This is a genomic window from Neolewinella sp. (genome assembly GCF_965214665.1).
In the GTDB taxonomy this organism is placed as follows: Bacteria; Bacteroidota; Bacteroidia; order Chitinophagales; family Saprospiraceae; genus Neolewinella.
In genome coordinates this window covers 3,324,605-3,338,603 of the sequence record NZ_OZ243970.1, presented here as the reverse complement: position 1 = coordinate 3,338,603, position 13,999 = coordinate 3,324,605, and the positions used below count along the sequence as shown (strand labels likewise).

At 60.5% G+C, this 13,999-nt stretch carries 14 protein-coding genes; 7 read left to right on the top strand and 7 right to left on the bottom strand.

What is annotated here, in order from left to right; translation table 11 throughout:
- Positions 1 to 46: 46 nt before the first annotated feature.
- Positions 47 to 2,557 (bottom strand): TonB-dependent receptor domain-containing protein, encoded by a 2,511-nt coding sequence (locus tag ACOOHD_RS14385; RefSeq protein ID WP_420458576.1) that lies wholly within the window; start codon positions 2,555 to 2,557, stop codon positions 47 to 49.
- Positions 2,558 to 2,604: 47 nt separating this feature from the next.
- On the opposite strand from ACOOHD_RS14385, the gene ACOOHD_RS14380 reads away from it, so the two are divergent.
- On the top strand, positions 2,605 to 4,044 hold the full coding sequence (locus ACOOHD_RS14380) for a GH1 family beta-glucosidase (protein ID WP_420458575.1): 1,440 nt from the start codon (positions 2,605 to 2,607) through the stop codon (positions 4,042 to 4,044).
- Here the strand turns inward: ACOOHD_RS14380 and ACOOHD_RS14375 are convergent.
- Positions 3,985 to 4,929, bottom strand: coding sequence for a hypothetical protein (locus ACOOHD_RS14375; protein ID WP_420458574.1), 945 nt, complete (start codon positions 4,927 to 4,929; stop codon positions 3,985 to 3,987). The two genes, ACOOHD_RS14380 and ACOOHD_RS14375, sit on opposite strands and share 60 nt — an antisense overlap.
- 12 nt (positions 4,930 to 4,941) lie before the next feature.
- Here ACOOHD_RS14375 and ACOOHD_RS14370 point away from each other — a divergent pair, with 12 nt between their 5' ends.
- From ACOOHD_RS14370 to ACOOHD_RS14345, 6 genes are all read left to right on the top strand, one after another.
- Positions 4,942 to 5,508, top strand: coding sequence for a hypothetical protein (locus tag ACOOHD_RS14370; RefSeq protein ID WP_420458573.1), 567 nt, complete (start codon positions 4,942 to 4,944; stop codon positions 5,506 to 5,508).
- 295 nt (positions 5,509 to 5,803) lie between these two features.
- Positions 5,804 to 7,246 (top strand): hypothetical protein, encoded by a 1,443-nt coding sequence (locus ACOOHD_RS14365; protein ID WP_420458572.1) that lies wholly within the window; start codon positions 5,804 to 5,806, stop codon positions 7,244 to 7,246.
- Between the two features lie 37 nt (positions 7,247 to 7,283).
- Positions 7,284 to 7,973, top strand: coding sequence for a rhomboid family intramembrane serine protease (locus ACOOHD_RS14360; protein WP_420458571.1), 690 nt, complete (start codon positions 7,284 to 7,286; stop codon positions 7,971 to 7,973).
- A 135-nt stretch (positions 7,974 to 8,108) separates the two neighbouring features.
- Positions 8,109 to 8,303: a hypothetical protein gene (locus ACOOHD_RS14355; protein WP_420458570.1), complete on the top strand. Its 195-nt coding sequence runs from the start codon at positions 8,109 to 8,111 to the stop codon at positions 8,301 to 8,303.
- Complete coding sequence (locus ACOOHD_RS14350; protein WP_420458569.1) at positions 8,303 to 8,758, top strand: type II toxin-antitoxin system death-on-curing family toxin; 456 nt, start codon at positions 8,303 to 8,305, stop codon at positions 8,756 to 8,758. Before ACOOHD_RS14355 ends, ACOOHD_RS14350 begins: the two co-directional genes overlap by 1 nt.
- The gene (locus tag ACOOHD_RS14345; RefSeq protein ID WP_420458568.1) at positions 8,755 to 8,973 is read left to right on the top strand and encodes a hypothetical protein; all 219 of its coding nucleotides are present in this window, start codon (positions 8,755 to 8,757) and stop codon (positions 8,971 to 8,973) included. Before ACOOHD_RS14350 ends, ACOOHD_RS14345 begins: the two co-directional genes overlap by 4 nt.
- 1 nt (position 8,974) lies before the next feature.
- Here the strand turns inward: ACOOHD_RS14345 and ACOOHD_RS14340 are convergent, their stop codons facing one another.
- The 5 genes from ACOOHD_RS14340 to ACOOHD_RS14320 are packed head-to-tail and all read right to left on the bottom strand — an operon-like array spanning position 8,975 to position 13,749.
- Complete coding sequence (locus ACOOHD_RS14340; protein ID WP_420458567.1) at positions 8,975 to 9,646, bottom strand: NUDIX hydrolase; 672 nt, start codon at positions 9,644 to 9,646, stop codon at positions 8,975 to 8,977.
- A complete protein-coding gene (locus ACOOHD_RS14335) occupies positions 9,647 to 10,426 on the bottom strand; it encodes a uroporphyrinogen-III synthase (protein WP_420458566.1) in 780 nt (259 codons plus the stop codon). It abuts the gene before it with no gap.
- A 45-nt stretch (positions 10,427 to 10,471) separates the two neighbouring features.
- Entirely contained in the window at positions 10,472 to 11,350 is an 879-nt protein-coding gene (locus ACOOHD_RS14330; RefSeq protein WP_420458565.1) for a DUF4271 domain-containing protein, read from the bottom strand.
- Between the two features lie 48 nt (positions 11,351 to 11,398).
- Complete coding sequence (gene feoB, locus ACOOHD_RS14325) at positions 11,399 to 13,534, bottom strand: ferrous iron transport protein B (RefSeq protein WP_420458564.1); 2,136 nt, start codon at positions 13,532 to 13,534, stop codon at positions 11,399 to 11,401.
- Positions 13,516 to 13,749, bottom strand: coding sequence for a FeoA family protein (locus tag ACOOHD_RS14320; protein WP_420458563.1), 234 nt, complete (start codon positions 13,747 to 13,749; stop codon positions 13,516 to 13,518). Before ACOOHD_RS14320 ends, feoB begins: the two co-directional genes overlap by 19 nt.
- Positions 13,750 to 13,999: the final 250 nt, after the last annotated feature.

The window sequence follows — 13,999 nt, the reverse complement described above, 5'->3', positions numbered from 1 at the left end:
CTGCCGGAGGCAGCTTTGTACTGCCGCTGCCGGAGGCAGCATTGTACTAGAACTCCCGCCCGCCAAACTCACTATCCAGCAGCTTCCCCTCCCGCCGCCCGCGGGTGAAGCGGTAGCTGACCGCTAGCCGGAGCACATCCGTCTCGTACACGTAGTTGGTCGTGGTGAAGAACTCGGCCGTCCGCGTCGTGATGCGCTGGGCGTTGGCGTTCCATAGCCCCAGACCGATATTTTGCCACTGAAACAGCACCGACACCCGCCGCTTCGGGAACTCCTTCTTCAGCGATAAGTAGGGACTGAAGAACTCACTGTCCTCCCCCTGCGCCGTGACCCGCTCCGAGAGGTAGTCGATGCCGAGCTGTCCGCTGAAGGTGCGGGTGAAGGACACGTCCGTACGGGCGCTGATGGCGTACACTGTGGTGGAGCGGTCCACGGGCGCGTCGAAGAGCCGGCCCTTTATGCGGTAGTTATATACGTTGCCGCCCAGGGTCAGCTGCCAGGTGGCCGTAGGATACAGCGTCGTACCTAGCTCCAGCCCCACCGCCCGTGCGTCCCCGGCGTTGGTGTAGATGCGGTTGAGAATGGTGTCGTTATACACCGTATTGACCCGGTTGATCACGTTGTTCACCTGCCGGTAGTAGATAGTGGCGAAGGCGGAGTTATCCCCCCAGTTGCCGGCTATGCCCAGCTCCACCGCGTCGATCAGCTCCGGTAGCAGTTCAGCATCGCCCTGCTCCAGGGTTTCGTTGTGCTCCCGCTCGGGGAAGGGCGTCATTTTGAAGGTGGTGGTGCGCTCGATGCGCCGGCTGTAGCCCGCTTTGAGGGCCAGACCCTCACTCAGGGTATACCGCAGGTTGACGGACGGGAACAGATTGAAGCGATCGAGCCGGTAAGTGGTATCCGGTTGGTTCAGCGTCACGCCGCGGTCGAAGTACTCCAGGCGCAGGCCGCCGCTGTACTCCAGCTTATCCCGCGTACCGCTCACCTGACTGTACACCGAGTGAATGTCGCGCCGTAGCAGGATACCGTTGGTGAACTCCGGATTGACCACGAAGCGCCCGGTCGCCATGTCCTTATCCAGGTAGGAAAAGTCCCCCGGGTGCTTCAGGTAGCGGTATTGGTAGCCACTTTCCCAGGTTAGGGAGCCGAGCTGGCGGGCGTAGTCAGCTTGTAGACGTAGGCCGTCGAGCGGATTATCGTTGTCATTGCGCTGTAGCTGTAGGGTATCGCGCAGGCCGGGCCAGGAGAGGATGCGGTTGTCGGTCGGCCCACCCAGTACGGTACGTTCGTACAACCCGCTCAGGGTCAGGGTACTGGCATCGGGGAAGGAGAGAGTGTAGTCCAGGGAGGCAATGTAGAAATCGCCCCGCCGCACCCGTAAATTCTCGTTGAAGAAGGTGGCGTTGCTGACCACCTCGCCCCCTCCGGAAAGCACATTACCGGTAGCCAGGTAACGGTCGTAGTAAGCCTGGGTCCCCAGGAAGTCGGACGGGGCGATACGCGTCCGCCGCTGGTTAGTGTACAGGATGTCGGCGGTGCGAAACTGGGTGCGCTTACCGGCGTAGACCCCCGCACTGAGCTGCTGCCGGTCCGATAGCCTACGGGTCACCGCCAGCCGTGCCAAATAGTTCTCGCGGTCGAAGCTGCGCTCGCCGTCGGAGGGAAGCTCGGTCAGGATTCCGTCGCGGTAGGTATTCACGTAGCCCTCCCGGCGGCCGGCTAGGTCGTCGCGTAGGTAGCTGAGGCTCAGGGTATAGTCCCAGTCAGCGTCGCGGTAGCCCACCGTCACGTCGGCCCCGTCGCGGCGGGGGTGGTCGGCGTTGTTGTAGTTGCGCACGCTGGGTAGGCCCAGGCTGCCGTTGGCGGTGAGTGTCCAGCCATTCAGGCTGCCGCGGCGGGTACGGATGTTGAGGATACCGCCCTTGCCGTCGGGGTCGTACTTAGCCGAGGGCGAAGTGATGAATTCCACCGATTCGATCGCGTTGGCCGGCAGCTGGGCCAGCAGGCTCAGAGGGTCGCCCTGGGTGGGTTTACCGTCGATCACCAGCTGGAAGCCGTTGCTGCCCCGCACCGATATGTTGCCGTCGGCGGCGACGGATACGGCCGGCAGGTTGCGCAGCACATCGGTAGCCGTCCCACCCCGCGCGTTTTCAAACTGCTGAGCGTCAAAAACTTGTCTATCCACCCGGTGCAGATCGGTCAGTTTTTTGCCCCTCACTTTCACTTCTTCCAGCACCTGGGCGGCGGTGCGCAGGTGCAGAGTTAGTGGTGAAGGGCGACGGTCCACCGTGAAGGCCGGCAGGTAAACGGTAGCGTAGCCCACAAAACTGGCCGAAAGAAGGACACGCCGGCCCACCCGCACCCCGGCCACCTCCCACCTGCCCTCCGCACCTGCGACCCCGCCCGAAAGAAGGGTGGAATCTGTTGCATCCAGGACGCTGAGGGTGGCGTATTCCACGCCCGTGCCGGACTCATCCAGGACCTGGCCGGTGAGGGTAACGGTCGACTGGGCATGGCTGAAGAGCGATGCTAGTAGGAGGAATAGGGTAAGGCACATAGGGGTTTAAAGGTAGCTTATCTTGCCGCCCCAAAAATCACTACGCCATGTCACGCACCTTCCCCCCCAACTTCACCTGGGGCACCGCCACCTCCGCCTATCAGATCGAGGGGGCCTGGCAAGAAGGCGGTAAGGGGCTGCACATCTGGGACGTCTTCGCCCATACGCCCGGCAAGACGGCCCGCGGCGAGAACGGAGACGTAGCCTGCGATCACTATCACCGCTTCCGGAACGATATTAAGTTGATGGCGGAGCTGGGGCTGAAGGCCTACCGCTTCAGCATTCTGTGGACGCGCATCCAGCCCGACGGGATGGGGGAGGTGAACCAGGCGGGGATCGACTTCTACAGTGAGCTGATCGACGAGCTACTCGCCCACGGTATCACGCCCTGGGTGACACTGCACCACTGGGATATGCCGGCGGCCCTGCAACTGGAGCACGACGGCTGGCTGGGGCGGAAGACGATCGACTACTTTGCCGCTTACGCGCGTATTTGTTTCGAGCACTTCGGCGACCGGGTGAAGCACTGGATCACGCTCAACGAGAGCTGGGTGATCGCCATGCTGGGCTTTCACGACGGGGTGTTCGCGCCGGGGCGGACCTCGGATAGCGAGCCCTACCAAGTAGCACACCACCTGATTTTAGCTCACGCGAAGGCGGCAAAAGTGTACCGGGAGGAGTTCAAGACCGAGCAGGGTGGCCTGGTCGGCATGACCAATAACTGCGACTGGCGCCACCCCAAAACCGACACCCCGGAGGACCGCGCCGCCGCTCAGCGATCGCTGGAGTTCTTTCTCGCTTGGTTTACCGATCCGATCTACAAGGGAGATTATCCGGCCGTAATGCGCGAGTGGGTGGGGGACCGGCTGCCCGAGTTTACGGCGGAGGAGCGAGAGCTGATCACCGGCAGCTCCGACTTCTTTGGGCTAAACCACTACAACACGATGTACGCCGCCAACGTGCCAGAGGGGCAGAAGGTGGAGAACTACGTGTACGCCAACGCCGGCGTGTTTGCCGATCAGCGGGTGGCGCTCACGGCCGATCCCGACTGGGAGCTCACCGACATGCAATGGCCGGTGGTGCCCTGGGGGCTGCGCGAGCTACTGCTGTGGATCAGCGAGCGGTACGGCAACCCACCGATCTACGTCACCGAAAACGGCTGCGCTACCCCCGACGTGGTGGTGGACGGCAGGTGTGCCGATCCACGCCGTACCGCCTTCCTGGAGGGTTACCTCGGTGCCGTGCACGAGGCCATCGAGCGGGGGGCGGACGTGCGGGGCTACTTCGTCTGGTCGCTCATGGACAACTTCGAGTGGGCCAGCGGCTACGACAAGCGTTTCGGGATGGTTCACGTGGATTTTGACAGCCTGGAGCGGACGGTGAAGGACTCGGCGCGGTGGTATGCGGGGGTGGTGGGTCGGAATGGGTTAGTCCCACAACCGCAGCCCCACCCCCACCCGCAGCGACCGGTACGGAAAGTCCCGTAACCCCCACTCTACCCGGCCCAGGTACTCCACCCGCGCGCCCCGTCGCGTTTCCACCCCCAGGCGGTACACCACCGGCCGGTCGCCCTGCCCGATGTAGCCGCTGTAGCCGCCTAGGGCGGTAGCCACGGTCATCTTACCGAGTTCCAGATCCACCCCTACTCCGTAAAGCAGCGCGTCGTTCTGAAAGTAATCGTTGCGGTAGGTCTGCCAGGCGTAGAAGCCCAGCATAAGGTGGGGGCGTAGGCTCACTTTTTTTGTCACAGCATACGACTTACCTACCGACAGGTCAAAGTAGTAGCCCGGCGTATCCGTAAAGCGCGCCGCCGAGAGGCGGTTGCCGGAGGCGGTGCGCAGGGTGAAGGTCAGCAGCACGTCGGGCCAGCGGGCGTGGTCGCGCAGCAGTTGGATGTGGGTGCCCAGGTAGACATCGCCCAAGGCCGTACCCTTGCCATCGAAGTCGCGGGCGGCGCGCAGGTCGCGGGTCGCTACGTCCATGCGGTAGTACTCCAGCGGCACGTACTGTAGGGAGACACTCGCGCGGTCGGAAAACAGCGGCAGATTGAGATCCAGCCAGGCATTTTGAGTATCGTCTCCCCGGCTAAAGTGTACTTCGCCCGCCAGTTGCAGCGTAGGGATTGAGTGGAGCAGTCCGTTGCGCACCTCCGGCACCGGTAGGGCATTCGGCCCCAGGAAGGCCGGCGTGAGGGTGATGTAGTTAGGCCAGGGCGTGGTGCCGTCCCAGTCGTGCACGGCGTTCCACCAGGCGAAGTCCTGGCCCGCCAGCGGGAGCAGGGCTAGCAGTAGCAGGAGGGTCGTACCTAGTCTTTTCGCTTGATTTCTCCGCTGCACCGCGCACTTCACCCCCCGGGGGTGTTTGATGAGCACGAAAGTTACGGCATGCTGCACACCACCCTTTCCCCCGGCGTCACCCGCCTCGAGCTTCCCACCCCTAAGCACCGCTACCTACTTATCGGCGGCCTGCTCTGGCTCGTGGCCTGGTATTTCGGCCTGCGGGGGGCCATGAGCGCGCTGGGCAACATCGGCTTCGGTAGCGATGGCTACGCGGTACTCGATGGCTTCCTGCTGTTCTGGTTCTTGCTCTGGATGGCCGGGGGCCTCTTCGTACTCGGGGTGCTGCTCTGGGGCTACTTTGGCCGCGAGATTGTTACCCTTTCCGCTACGGAGCTGTCGTTGCAGCGCACCATTTTCGGCATCGGCCCTACCCAGACTTACCCCTGGGAGGAGGTCAAAAACATCCGCTTTCGCCCGGTCAAGACAGATTTTTTTAGTGCTAACAGCAAGTGGTCGGTTTGGGGTCTGGGGCCGGGTAAGGTGCAGTTCAGCTACCGCGGTAAGTCGCGCTCCTTCGGCCTGGGCCTGGAGGATGAGGCGGCGGTGGAGGTGGTGGAGGTGTTGCAGGGGGGCGGGGCCGCGGGTGCAGGGGAGGTGGACGGGCGGCGGTGATGGCGGCGGCGCAGCAGCGAGGCCCCTTACAGGGACAGGGGGTGGCCGGTGCTTCCCTGGAAGGGGAGCCCTAACCTAGGTAGGTCTGCAGTGCGGCGGCAGCCGGACGTAGGGCCTTCCGCAATTGGATGCAACGCCTTCCGCAACCCCCCCGCCAAAATCAACCCCCACGTCCACGACCCAGCCCGTACCTTAAGCGTTAGGAACAAAGGGTAAGTCGGCAGACAAGCTTTTGCCAGCGCCGCAGGCGCAGCCAAAAGAACTCGGCTGACGACCCCCGCAACCCGCCACCCCCATGCGCCACGTATTCATCGCCCTTCTCCTGCTAGCCTGCACCTGCGTCCGCGCCCAAGTGCTGACCGTGAGTGACGAGCTCACTATGCGAAATGATACCGAGTATAGCCTGATCGGGAAGCTCGGCGGACAGGTCCTACTCCTACAGGACCGCGAGAACAAGCACCTGCTGACCGCTTACGGCCGCAGCATGAACCAAACCTGGGAAAAGGACCTGGAACTGCGCGGCCGCAACATCCGTATGCTCGACGCCGTGGCCCAGCAGGACGGCACCGGCTTCCACCTCCTGTACCTCTACCGCGACGGGGGGCGCAACCACCTCCAGCTCGATCATTATAACCCGGCCGGCAACCTGCAGGATAGTGTGACGCTGGTCGATTTCGGGCTCTTTGCTACCACTCCCGAAGACGAGGTGTACCGCTCCGAAGACGAGACCAAGCTGCTGCTGCTGATGGTCGAGCAGCAGAGCAAGGCTCGTTACCTGGCCGTGGACCTCGACAGCATGCAGTTGCTCTACGACAGCGAACTCTCACCGGATAAATTCTTCTACGGAGAAGATTTCCTGCAGGCTGAGATCAGCAATGCCGGCGATATGTACTTCGTGGTCGAGCGCGATAATTTCAAGAGTCGGCGCAAGGAGCACCGCTACGAGGTGTACACCCATGCGGCCAACGGCGGACAGACCGGCATGATCGACGTCAACCTGGGGGACAGTCTCACCTATGATGTATTCTTTAAGTATGACAACCTAAACCGGCACCTCACGGCCGGCGGCCTTTACTCCACTAAGGACTTTGTGCGGGCCGAGGGCTACTTCTTCGTCACCATCGACCCGGGGGCCAGCACGCAGCGGCCGAGCTTCCAACGCTTTCCCGTCAACCTGGTGAAGAACGTGGAGGGTAAGAAGTACAGTAAGCGCAATCCCGGCATCAACGACCTTACCGTGCGCGATGCCATGCTGCGGCGCGACGGCGGTATGATCATGATCACCGAGCGTGACCGGCAGCTACAGCGCCGCGGCGGAGCCATCCAAAACCAACTGCTTAATACCTATAGCGGCCGGCCCCTGGTCGACTACCACTACGACGAGATCGTGGTCTTCGCGGTCAACCCAGACGGCAGCCCCCACTGGAGCAACATCATGCACAAGAAGCAGTACAGCCAGGATGACGGCGGCGTCTACTCCAGCTTCTTTCTGCTCGAAAGCCCCTCCAAGCTCCGTTTCCTCTTCAACGACGAGATCCGCTTTGAGAACACCGTGAGTGAGTACGTCCTCAACGGCCGCGGCGAGTTCGACCGCAACAGCCTCTTCAATACCCGCGACCTAGAGCTCCGCTTGCGCTTTCGCGATGGCATCCAAGTCGCCAGCAACGAGCTGGTACTGCCCAGTGAGTACCGCAACCGCCTGCGCCTGGTCAAAATGACCTACGACGCCGCCAAGTAGTCTAGGAACCTTCCGCCGAGTGCGAGGTTAAAGGAGCATGTTTTTTCCCACCGGCGACGATCAGGTCCGCGGCGGTCACCGCCCCCACTTCTCCTACGGCCTCATCGCCCTCAACGTGCTCGTATTCGTGTACCAGGCCAGCCTGGGGCCGGAGGCGGGCGAACAGTTCGTGTACAACTGGGGGACGATCCCGGCGCGCATCGAGGCCGGCGAGGGCTACGTGACGCTACTGACCAGCATGTTCCTCCATGGCGGCTGGCTGCACCTACTGGGTAACATGCTCTACCTTTGGATATTCGCCGACAACATCGAGGCCACCATTGGCAACGTCAAATTCGTTGTTTTCTATCTCCTGGGGGGTATTGTGGCGGGGCTGGTGCACATCTACTTCAATGCCGGCAGTCCGATCCCGGCGGTCGGGGCCAGCGGGGCGCTCTCGGCGGTGATGGGGGCCTACCTGGTGCTCTTTCCCAAGTCGCGGGTGCGGGGCTACTTCTTCTTTTTTAGGGTCAACATTCCGGCGATTTTGTTTCTCGGCTTCTGGTTCTATCAGCAGTCTACGGCCGGTTTTGCCAGTCTACAGGATTCGGCGGGCACGGGCATTGCCTGGTGGGCGCACATCGGCGGCTTCGTTTTCGGGGTCGTGGCGGGCTTTTACTTTCGGGCTACGCACCACATTCCGCGGCATTCGGAGGGGTACGTCTCGCGGGACGATATCACGTTTTAGCTAAGTAGAATGCTACCTCCGGCAGCGGCAGTACAATGCAGTCTCTGACTGCGCTAAGCCTAACGGGGCGGGGCCGCGGGTGCGGGGAACTTTAGGAAAGCGGCCGGCGTTGGTTTGGCAAATAAAGCAGTTGTCATGACTAAGCCACTCGTTAGTAGGGAAGAGATTAAAGATGCAATCCGTGAAATGCTCACCGAAGATCCGGGCATCTTTAAGGGCGTGGTGAAGGAAGTACTGGAAGATGCTCCGGAAGCCCGTCGCGAACGCATCCGGAAGATCGTGATGGAAGACTTTAAAGAATTAGATAAAGTATTTCGAGCCTTAGCGTGATGTTAGACTATCTACAGCGTGAAGACATTATCTTCATCAACCAATCTACCCTGAAAGTCCACGGGGGCAATTACGTGCCGCCCGAAAACTTATTACACGGTGAGGCCCTCGAGTACCTCGTTGAAACCGTACAGGCAGAGATGTTTGGGGAACCCCTCTATCCAACGTTAGCGGACAAAGCTGCACTCTATCTATTTAATGTAGTCAGCAATCACATCTTCCAGGACGGCAACAAACGTACTGGTCTGGAAGCTGCCAAGTTGTTTCTGCGGTTAAATGGGTCGAACTTTAAGGCTGACCTACAACCGATCAAAGTTGAGGAAAAACTAATTCCGGCTAGTGGTGAATCTAGGGACGATCACTTAATAAACTTCACCCTAGAAGTAGCCTCTGGTACCGTCCCCTTAGCCGCCTGCCAGCAGTGGTTCGCCCAAAACATCACCCCCCAAGTATGACCCCCCGCCCCGTCACCCGCGCCGAACTTAAATCCACCATCCGTACCCTACTGGAGGAAGACCCCCAGGCCTTCTTCGCTGTACTGCGCGAGGTGCGCGATGAGATGCAGGCCGCCGGTACCCTGGAGCGGGAGCCGACCGAGGGGGATAAGCTACGTGCCGAGGTGGAATCCGACCTGGCGATCCTAGCCGACTTTTTTCGAGGCTTTGCTTGATCTAACCGTTGGACGCTTCAGAAGCGTCCAACGGTTTTCCAATAGCGACTAGTTCCCCCACCATCATTGCCGTTGCGCCCCAGATGGCCTCGCCACTTACTAGCCAGTGGGGGACGTCCCTGAGCAGCAGTCCGTTGTAAAGCTTTTTATCCCGCCGTGCCACCACGCCCTCGCCGAAGAAACCGGCCAGGGGCAGCTCCAGTACCCGTGCCACCTCACTGACCTGCAGGGTGAAGGCGGGCCGCTCCGGTAGGTAACCCACGAAGGGATTGACCAGGAAGTTGCTGACCGGAATGTACAACGGTGTGAGCTCACCGAGCAAGTCTACCCGACCGGGGTCAATGCCAATTTCCTCCTCCGCCTCCCGTAGCGCCGTGGCCGCCGCACTCTCGTCGCCCGGATCGGCCGAGCCTCCCGGAAAGGAAATCTGCCCCCCGTGCCGGTCGCCGGGCGGGCTGGTACGCTGAATGAAGAGCAGATGATAAACGTCTCGGATGGGGTAGATGAGTGCAAGGACCGAGGCGGCCCGGGCAGTGGGGGGCGCGGCGGAGTATTCCTGCCGTAGCTCGTGCCCCATTATCTCCTGAGCGGCGTAGCCAGGCAGTTCCCCCGCCCGGAGGCGCGCACGGATGCGTTCTAAGTAGGCCTGCCCTCCGTCATCGGCGGGGGTCATCTACTTCGGGTTACTCTTTTTGAGGTAGTGCTCTAGGGCCATGCCCATACTGGGTACTTGGGGGGGATTGGGCGCAATGTGTACGGTGAGGCCGTGTTTTTCGACGGCAGCCGTGGTTTTGCGACCGGCAACGGCCAGGCGGGTGTCCTTTTGTTTGAACTCGGGGAAGTTCTCGTAGAGGGAATCAATTCCCAGGGGGCTGTAGAAGATGATAACGTCGTAGAAAACGTCCTCCAGATCACTTAGGTCGGCCGAGACGGTGCGGTACATCAGGGCGGGCGTCCAGTCGAAGTTGTTTTCCTCCAGGTACTGGGAGACGAACTCGGAGCCGAGGTTGCCGGTAGGCAGTAGAAACTTCTCCTTACTACGGTGCTTTTTCAGCGTGGGCCCGAGGTCCTGAATGGTGCGCTGGCCGAAAAAGACCTTGCGCTTGCGGTATACGATGAACTTCTGCAGGTAGTGGGCGATGGCCTCCGTCATGCAGTAGTACTTCGTCTCCTGGCTCATCTCGATGCGCAGAGCCTTACAGAGACGAAAGAAGTGCTCAATGGCCAACTTAGAAGTGAAGATGATGGCCGAATACTCATCCGGCCGCACCCGTTCCTTACGAAATTCCTTTTCGGTCAGTCCCTTGACCTCGATAAAGGGGCGCCAGTCGATCTGTAGGCCGTACTTTTCTTCGAGCTTGGCGAAGGGGCTGCGCTCGGGTTCGGGCTGGGAGACCAAGATGGTACGGACGGGCTTGTACGTATCCTGGAGGGGTTGACTTTCGGCCGCCATGGGCAAGAATGTTTGTGTACTGGTGAGTTCAAAAAGGGCGTGCACTCAGGCCAGGGTGCTACTCAAATAGCGGTAGACTAACAGAAGCGGGGCAATCTCAATGGTGCAAATATATAACAAAAAATGCAGGGGTCGCCGCCCCACGTAGCGGTTGGCAATGAATAGCCCCCGCAGTAAATGCAGTAGATAAACCAGCACGAGGAGCCCTAACCCCCCGTACAGAAAGTAGGGCCGCAGGGGTTGCGGCGCGTAGCTCACCAGCAGGTTGACCGGTACCAGCAGTAGCCCCGTGAGGATAGAGAACACCATCAGCGCGAAGGCATACTGACTCAGTTCCTTACGCAGGGGATAGACGCGACCCAGCACCCCCAGCACGAAGAACTTGATACCGACGGCCGAGGCCACGACCAGCGTAAAGGTCAGCCAACTCCCCCACAGTCCCAGTCCGAGATCAAGCTCGAAAAAGGCAGTCAGAAGGTACAGAAAAAACCCCGCCGAAAGTAGGAAGAAGAGGTAGCAGAGCCACAGTGCCCCTAGCTGCCCCCCCGACCGCCGCCGGTAGAGCTGCGTCATGACATTGTCGTTAAAGGTGGCCGATAGACACTGTAACAGCAGGTTACGGAAGAGCACCCATAAACTAGCCAGGGTAAGCAGCAGCAGGAGGTGAATGAAGATGACCTCCGCTGAGCCGCCCGCCGATCCACCGGCCGCGGGCTCGATCACGACCGGACCCCGCACGGCCTGCGGCGCGCCGGGGTAGATATCGAAGGGATTGCCCGTCCCCTCGGTAAGTGCCCGGGCAGCCCGCACCTCAGCCGGTAGCCGCTCAGTAAGCTCGAAGGGGTTCTGCGCGGCAGCGTCCTCCTGCCCCAGGAGCCGCACCGACAGTATAAGTATCCAGCAGAGGGGGAGCAAGTACCGCAAACGGGGGGTAGATCAGTCCGGCAAAGGTACGTGCCTCGAAGTACATCATTAGCTCAGCAGTTGATACACCAGCACAGCGCCGCCGTAGGCGATCGCCGTCATGAATACGAACTGCACCAGGGGCCATTTCCAGCTATTCGTCTCCCGCTTGGTTACTGCAAGGGTCGACATACACATCATCGCAAATACGTAAAAGATGAGTAGACTCCAGGCCGTAGCTCGGTTGTAGACCGGCTCGCCGGTCGTGGGATTACGCTCCTCGGCCAGCCGCTCGCGGATACGAAACTCATCGTCCGTACTCCCCACGCTATAGATCGTGGCCATCGTGCCTACGAAGACCTCCCGGGCGGCGAAGCTGGTGAGTAGGGCAATACCAATCTTCCAGTCATAGCCCAGGGGTGCGATCACCGGCTCGATGAATTTGCCGAGGTGACCGGCATAACTTGCCTCAAGCCGCTCCGAGGCGAGTACGTCGGCAGTCTCTTCGTCGGATAGCTGCCGGGCTATGGCCTGCTCCTGCGCCTGTACTTCCGCCGCGGCCATACTCTCACGGGGGCCGTAGGTTGAGGCAGCCCACAGAATGATGCTGATGATGAGGATGATCTTACCCGCCTCCACGACGAAGGTCTTCGACTTCTGGTACACGGTGGTTCCTACGTTGCGCCATACGGGGGTGCGGTAGGCGGGCAGCTCCAGCATGAGAAAGCTGCGGTCGGGCGATCTCAGTACCCACTTGAAGACCAGCGCCGAGAGCATGGCTCCCAGAATACCCAGAAAGTACAGCCCCGCAAAGGCCAGTCCCTGTAGCCCGATCAGGCCGTTGAAGTACGCTACCTGTGGCACGGCAAAGGAGATCAGAATCACGTACACGGGGATGCGCGCCGAGCAGGAGGTCAATGGCGTCACCAAAATTGTCAATAAACGTTCCTTCCAGTTGGCAATGGTACGGGTGCTCATGATGGCCGGGATGGCGCAGGCGTGTCCGCTGATCAGGGCTACCACCGAGCGCCCGTTGAGCCCGAACCGTTGCATCAGGCTATCGAACATATAGGCCGCCCGCGCCAGGTAGCCTACTTCTTCGAGAATAGCAATAAAGAAGAAGAGAATGGCAATCTGCGGCACGAATACCAGTACACCCCCGAGCCCGGCCACGATGCCGTCGACCAGCAGGTCCGTAAACCAGCCTGCGGTCAGATTATCCCGGATGGCCTCCCCCAGGGTGCCGAAGGTCAGCTCGATCAGGTCCATCGGAACGCTCGCCCAGGCGAACAGCGCCTGAAAAAGCAGCAACATCAGGGTGATGAACAGAATGGGGCCGAAGACCGGATGCGTCACCACCGTATCGATACGGTCGCTGAGGGAGTCGCTATCCCCGGCGTGGCGTACCGTCTGCTTTACGATGGGCTCGAAGGTGTTGTAGCGGTCCATGGTCTCCTCCACCTGGGCCCGCAGGCTGTGGAAGCCGTGGCTAACCCGGGCGTTCTGCACCTTGTGTCGCAGCTGATCGGGGATGTGCTTGAGCCAGGGGGCGTGGTGGGTCAGCAATAGGGCGTGGTAGTCGTTGCGGGCGGGTAGCTCGCGGCGCAGTTCGGAGAGTACGTCACGGGCACTGGCCCCGGGCTCGTAAAAGGGGTGCTCGGGACGAAAGTCCTCCGGTGAGCGCAGCAGTTCGGCGATGGTGTCCTTTAGCTCTCCGATACCCCGGTTTTCCCGGCTGCTTACTGCCAGCACCGGTACGCCCAGCTCATGACTCAGCTTGGCTAGGTCGACTGTGAGCCCATCGTCATCCATCAGGTCGGCCATATTGAGCACCAGGATCATCGGTAGGTCCAGGTCACGCAGTTGGGTGAACAGCAGCAGGTGCTTGTCTAGCTTCGTGATGTCGGCAACGTAGATGATCGCATCCGGGAAAAGATCGCCTTCGGGGTTCGTTAGTTCCTGCACCACCAGCCGCTCGTCGAGGCTCGTCGGATAGCAGCTGTAGGCCCCGGGAAAGTCGATCAACTCCACGGTGGGCAGTCCGGGCAGGGTGAGCATGCCGGCTTTTTTCTCCACCGTGACGCCGGGGAAGTTGCCGATGCGCTGCCGCAGACCGGTCAGTAGATTAAACAGGGAGGATTTCCCGCTATTGGGGTTTCCAACCAGGCCAACGACGGGCGTGGCCGTTACTTGACCATGATGCATGCCAGCTCTTTCTTGCGCAACGCCAGGCACTGTCGATCGATTTTTACGTACCAGCTTCCCCCAAAAGGCGACCGCCGTACCACCCGCAGCCGCGAGCCCGGCCGTACCCCAATATCTAGTAGCTTCCCCTCCAACCCCTCATTCGTGAAGCGCTCGATGGTCCCGGACTGACCGGCCTTGAACAGGGAAGCAGCAGCAGCGCGGGGAAAGGGCATGGCGGAAGTAGTTGGTTGAGGAGATAACGGGACAAAGATACGTTGGGTTTCACTATCTGTACGTAGTCTAAATAAAGAAGGGGTTAAGGAGTGAAGGAGTTAAGGAGTTAAGGGGTTAAGGGGGTGTGGCGTGTATTTTGTATTTCTCGTTTAACTTCGCACCCGGCTTACATCTAGCTTAAATTAGGGGCCCCTCCCCCTAATTACGCGTACCCCAAATGACGCAGCCCCTGTCATACCTCCGATGACG

Coding starts and splice junctions, on each gene's coding strand:
- ACOOHD_RS14385 (WP_420458576.1), bottom strand. CDS start 2,557: ATGTGCCTTACCCTATTCCTCCTACTAGCATCGCTCTTCAGCCATGCC.
- ACOOHD_RS14380 (WP_420458575.1), top strand. CDS start 2,605: ATGTCACGCACCTTCCCCCCCAACTTCACCTGGGGCACCGCCACCTCC.
- ACOOHD_RS14370 (WP_420458573.1), top strand. CDS start 4,942: ATGCTGCACACCACCCTTTCCCCCGGCGTCACCCGCCTCGAGCTTCCC.
- ACOOHD_RS14365 (WP_420458572.1), top strand. CDS start 5,804: ATGCGCCACGTATTCATCGCCCTTCTCCTGCTAGCCTGCACCTGCGTC.
- ACOOHD_RS14360 (WP_420458571.1), top strand. CDS start 7,284: ATGTTTTTTCCCACCGGCGACGATCAGGTCCGCGGCGGTCACCGCCCC.
- ACOOHD_RS14355 (WP_420458570.1), top strand. CDS start 8,109: ATGACTAAGCCACTCGTTAGTAGGGAAGAGATTAAAGATGCAATCCGT.
- ACOOHD_RS14350 (WP_420458569.1), top strand. CDS start 8,303: ATGTTAGACTATCTACAGCGTGAAGACATTATCTTCATCAACCAATCT.
- ACOOHD_RS14345 (WP_420458568.1), top strand. CDS start 8,755: ATGACCCCCCGCCCCGTCACCCGCGCCGAACTTAAATCCACCATCCGT.
- ACOOHD_RS14340 (WP_420458567.1), bottom strand. CDS start 9,646: ATGACCCCCGCCGATGACGGAGGGCAGGCCTACTTAGAACGCATCCGT.
- ACOOHD_RS14335 (WP_420458566.1), bottom strand. CDS start 10,426: ATGGCGGCCGAAAGTCAACCCCTCCAGGATACGTACAAGCCCGTCCGT.
- feoB (WP_420458564.1), bottom strand. CDS start 13,534: ATGCATCATGGTCAAGTAACGGCCACGCCCGTCGTTGGCCTGGTTGGA.
- ACOOHD_RS14320 (WP_420458563.1), bottom strand. CDS start 13,749: ATGCCCTTTCCCCGCGCTGCTGCTGCTTCCCTGTTCAAGGCCGGTCAG.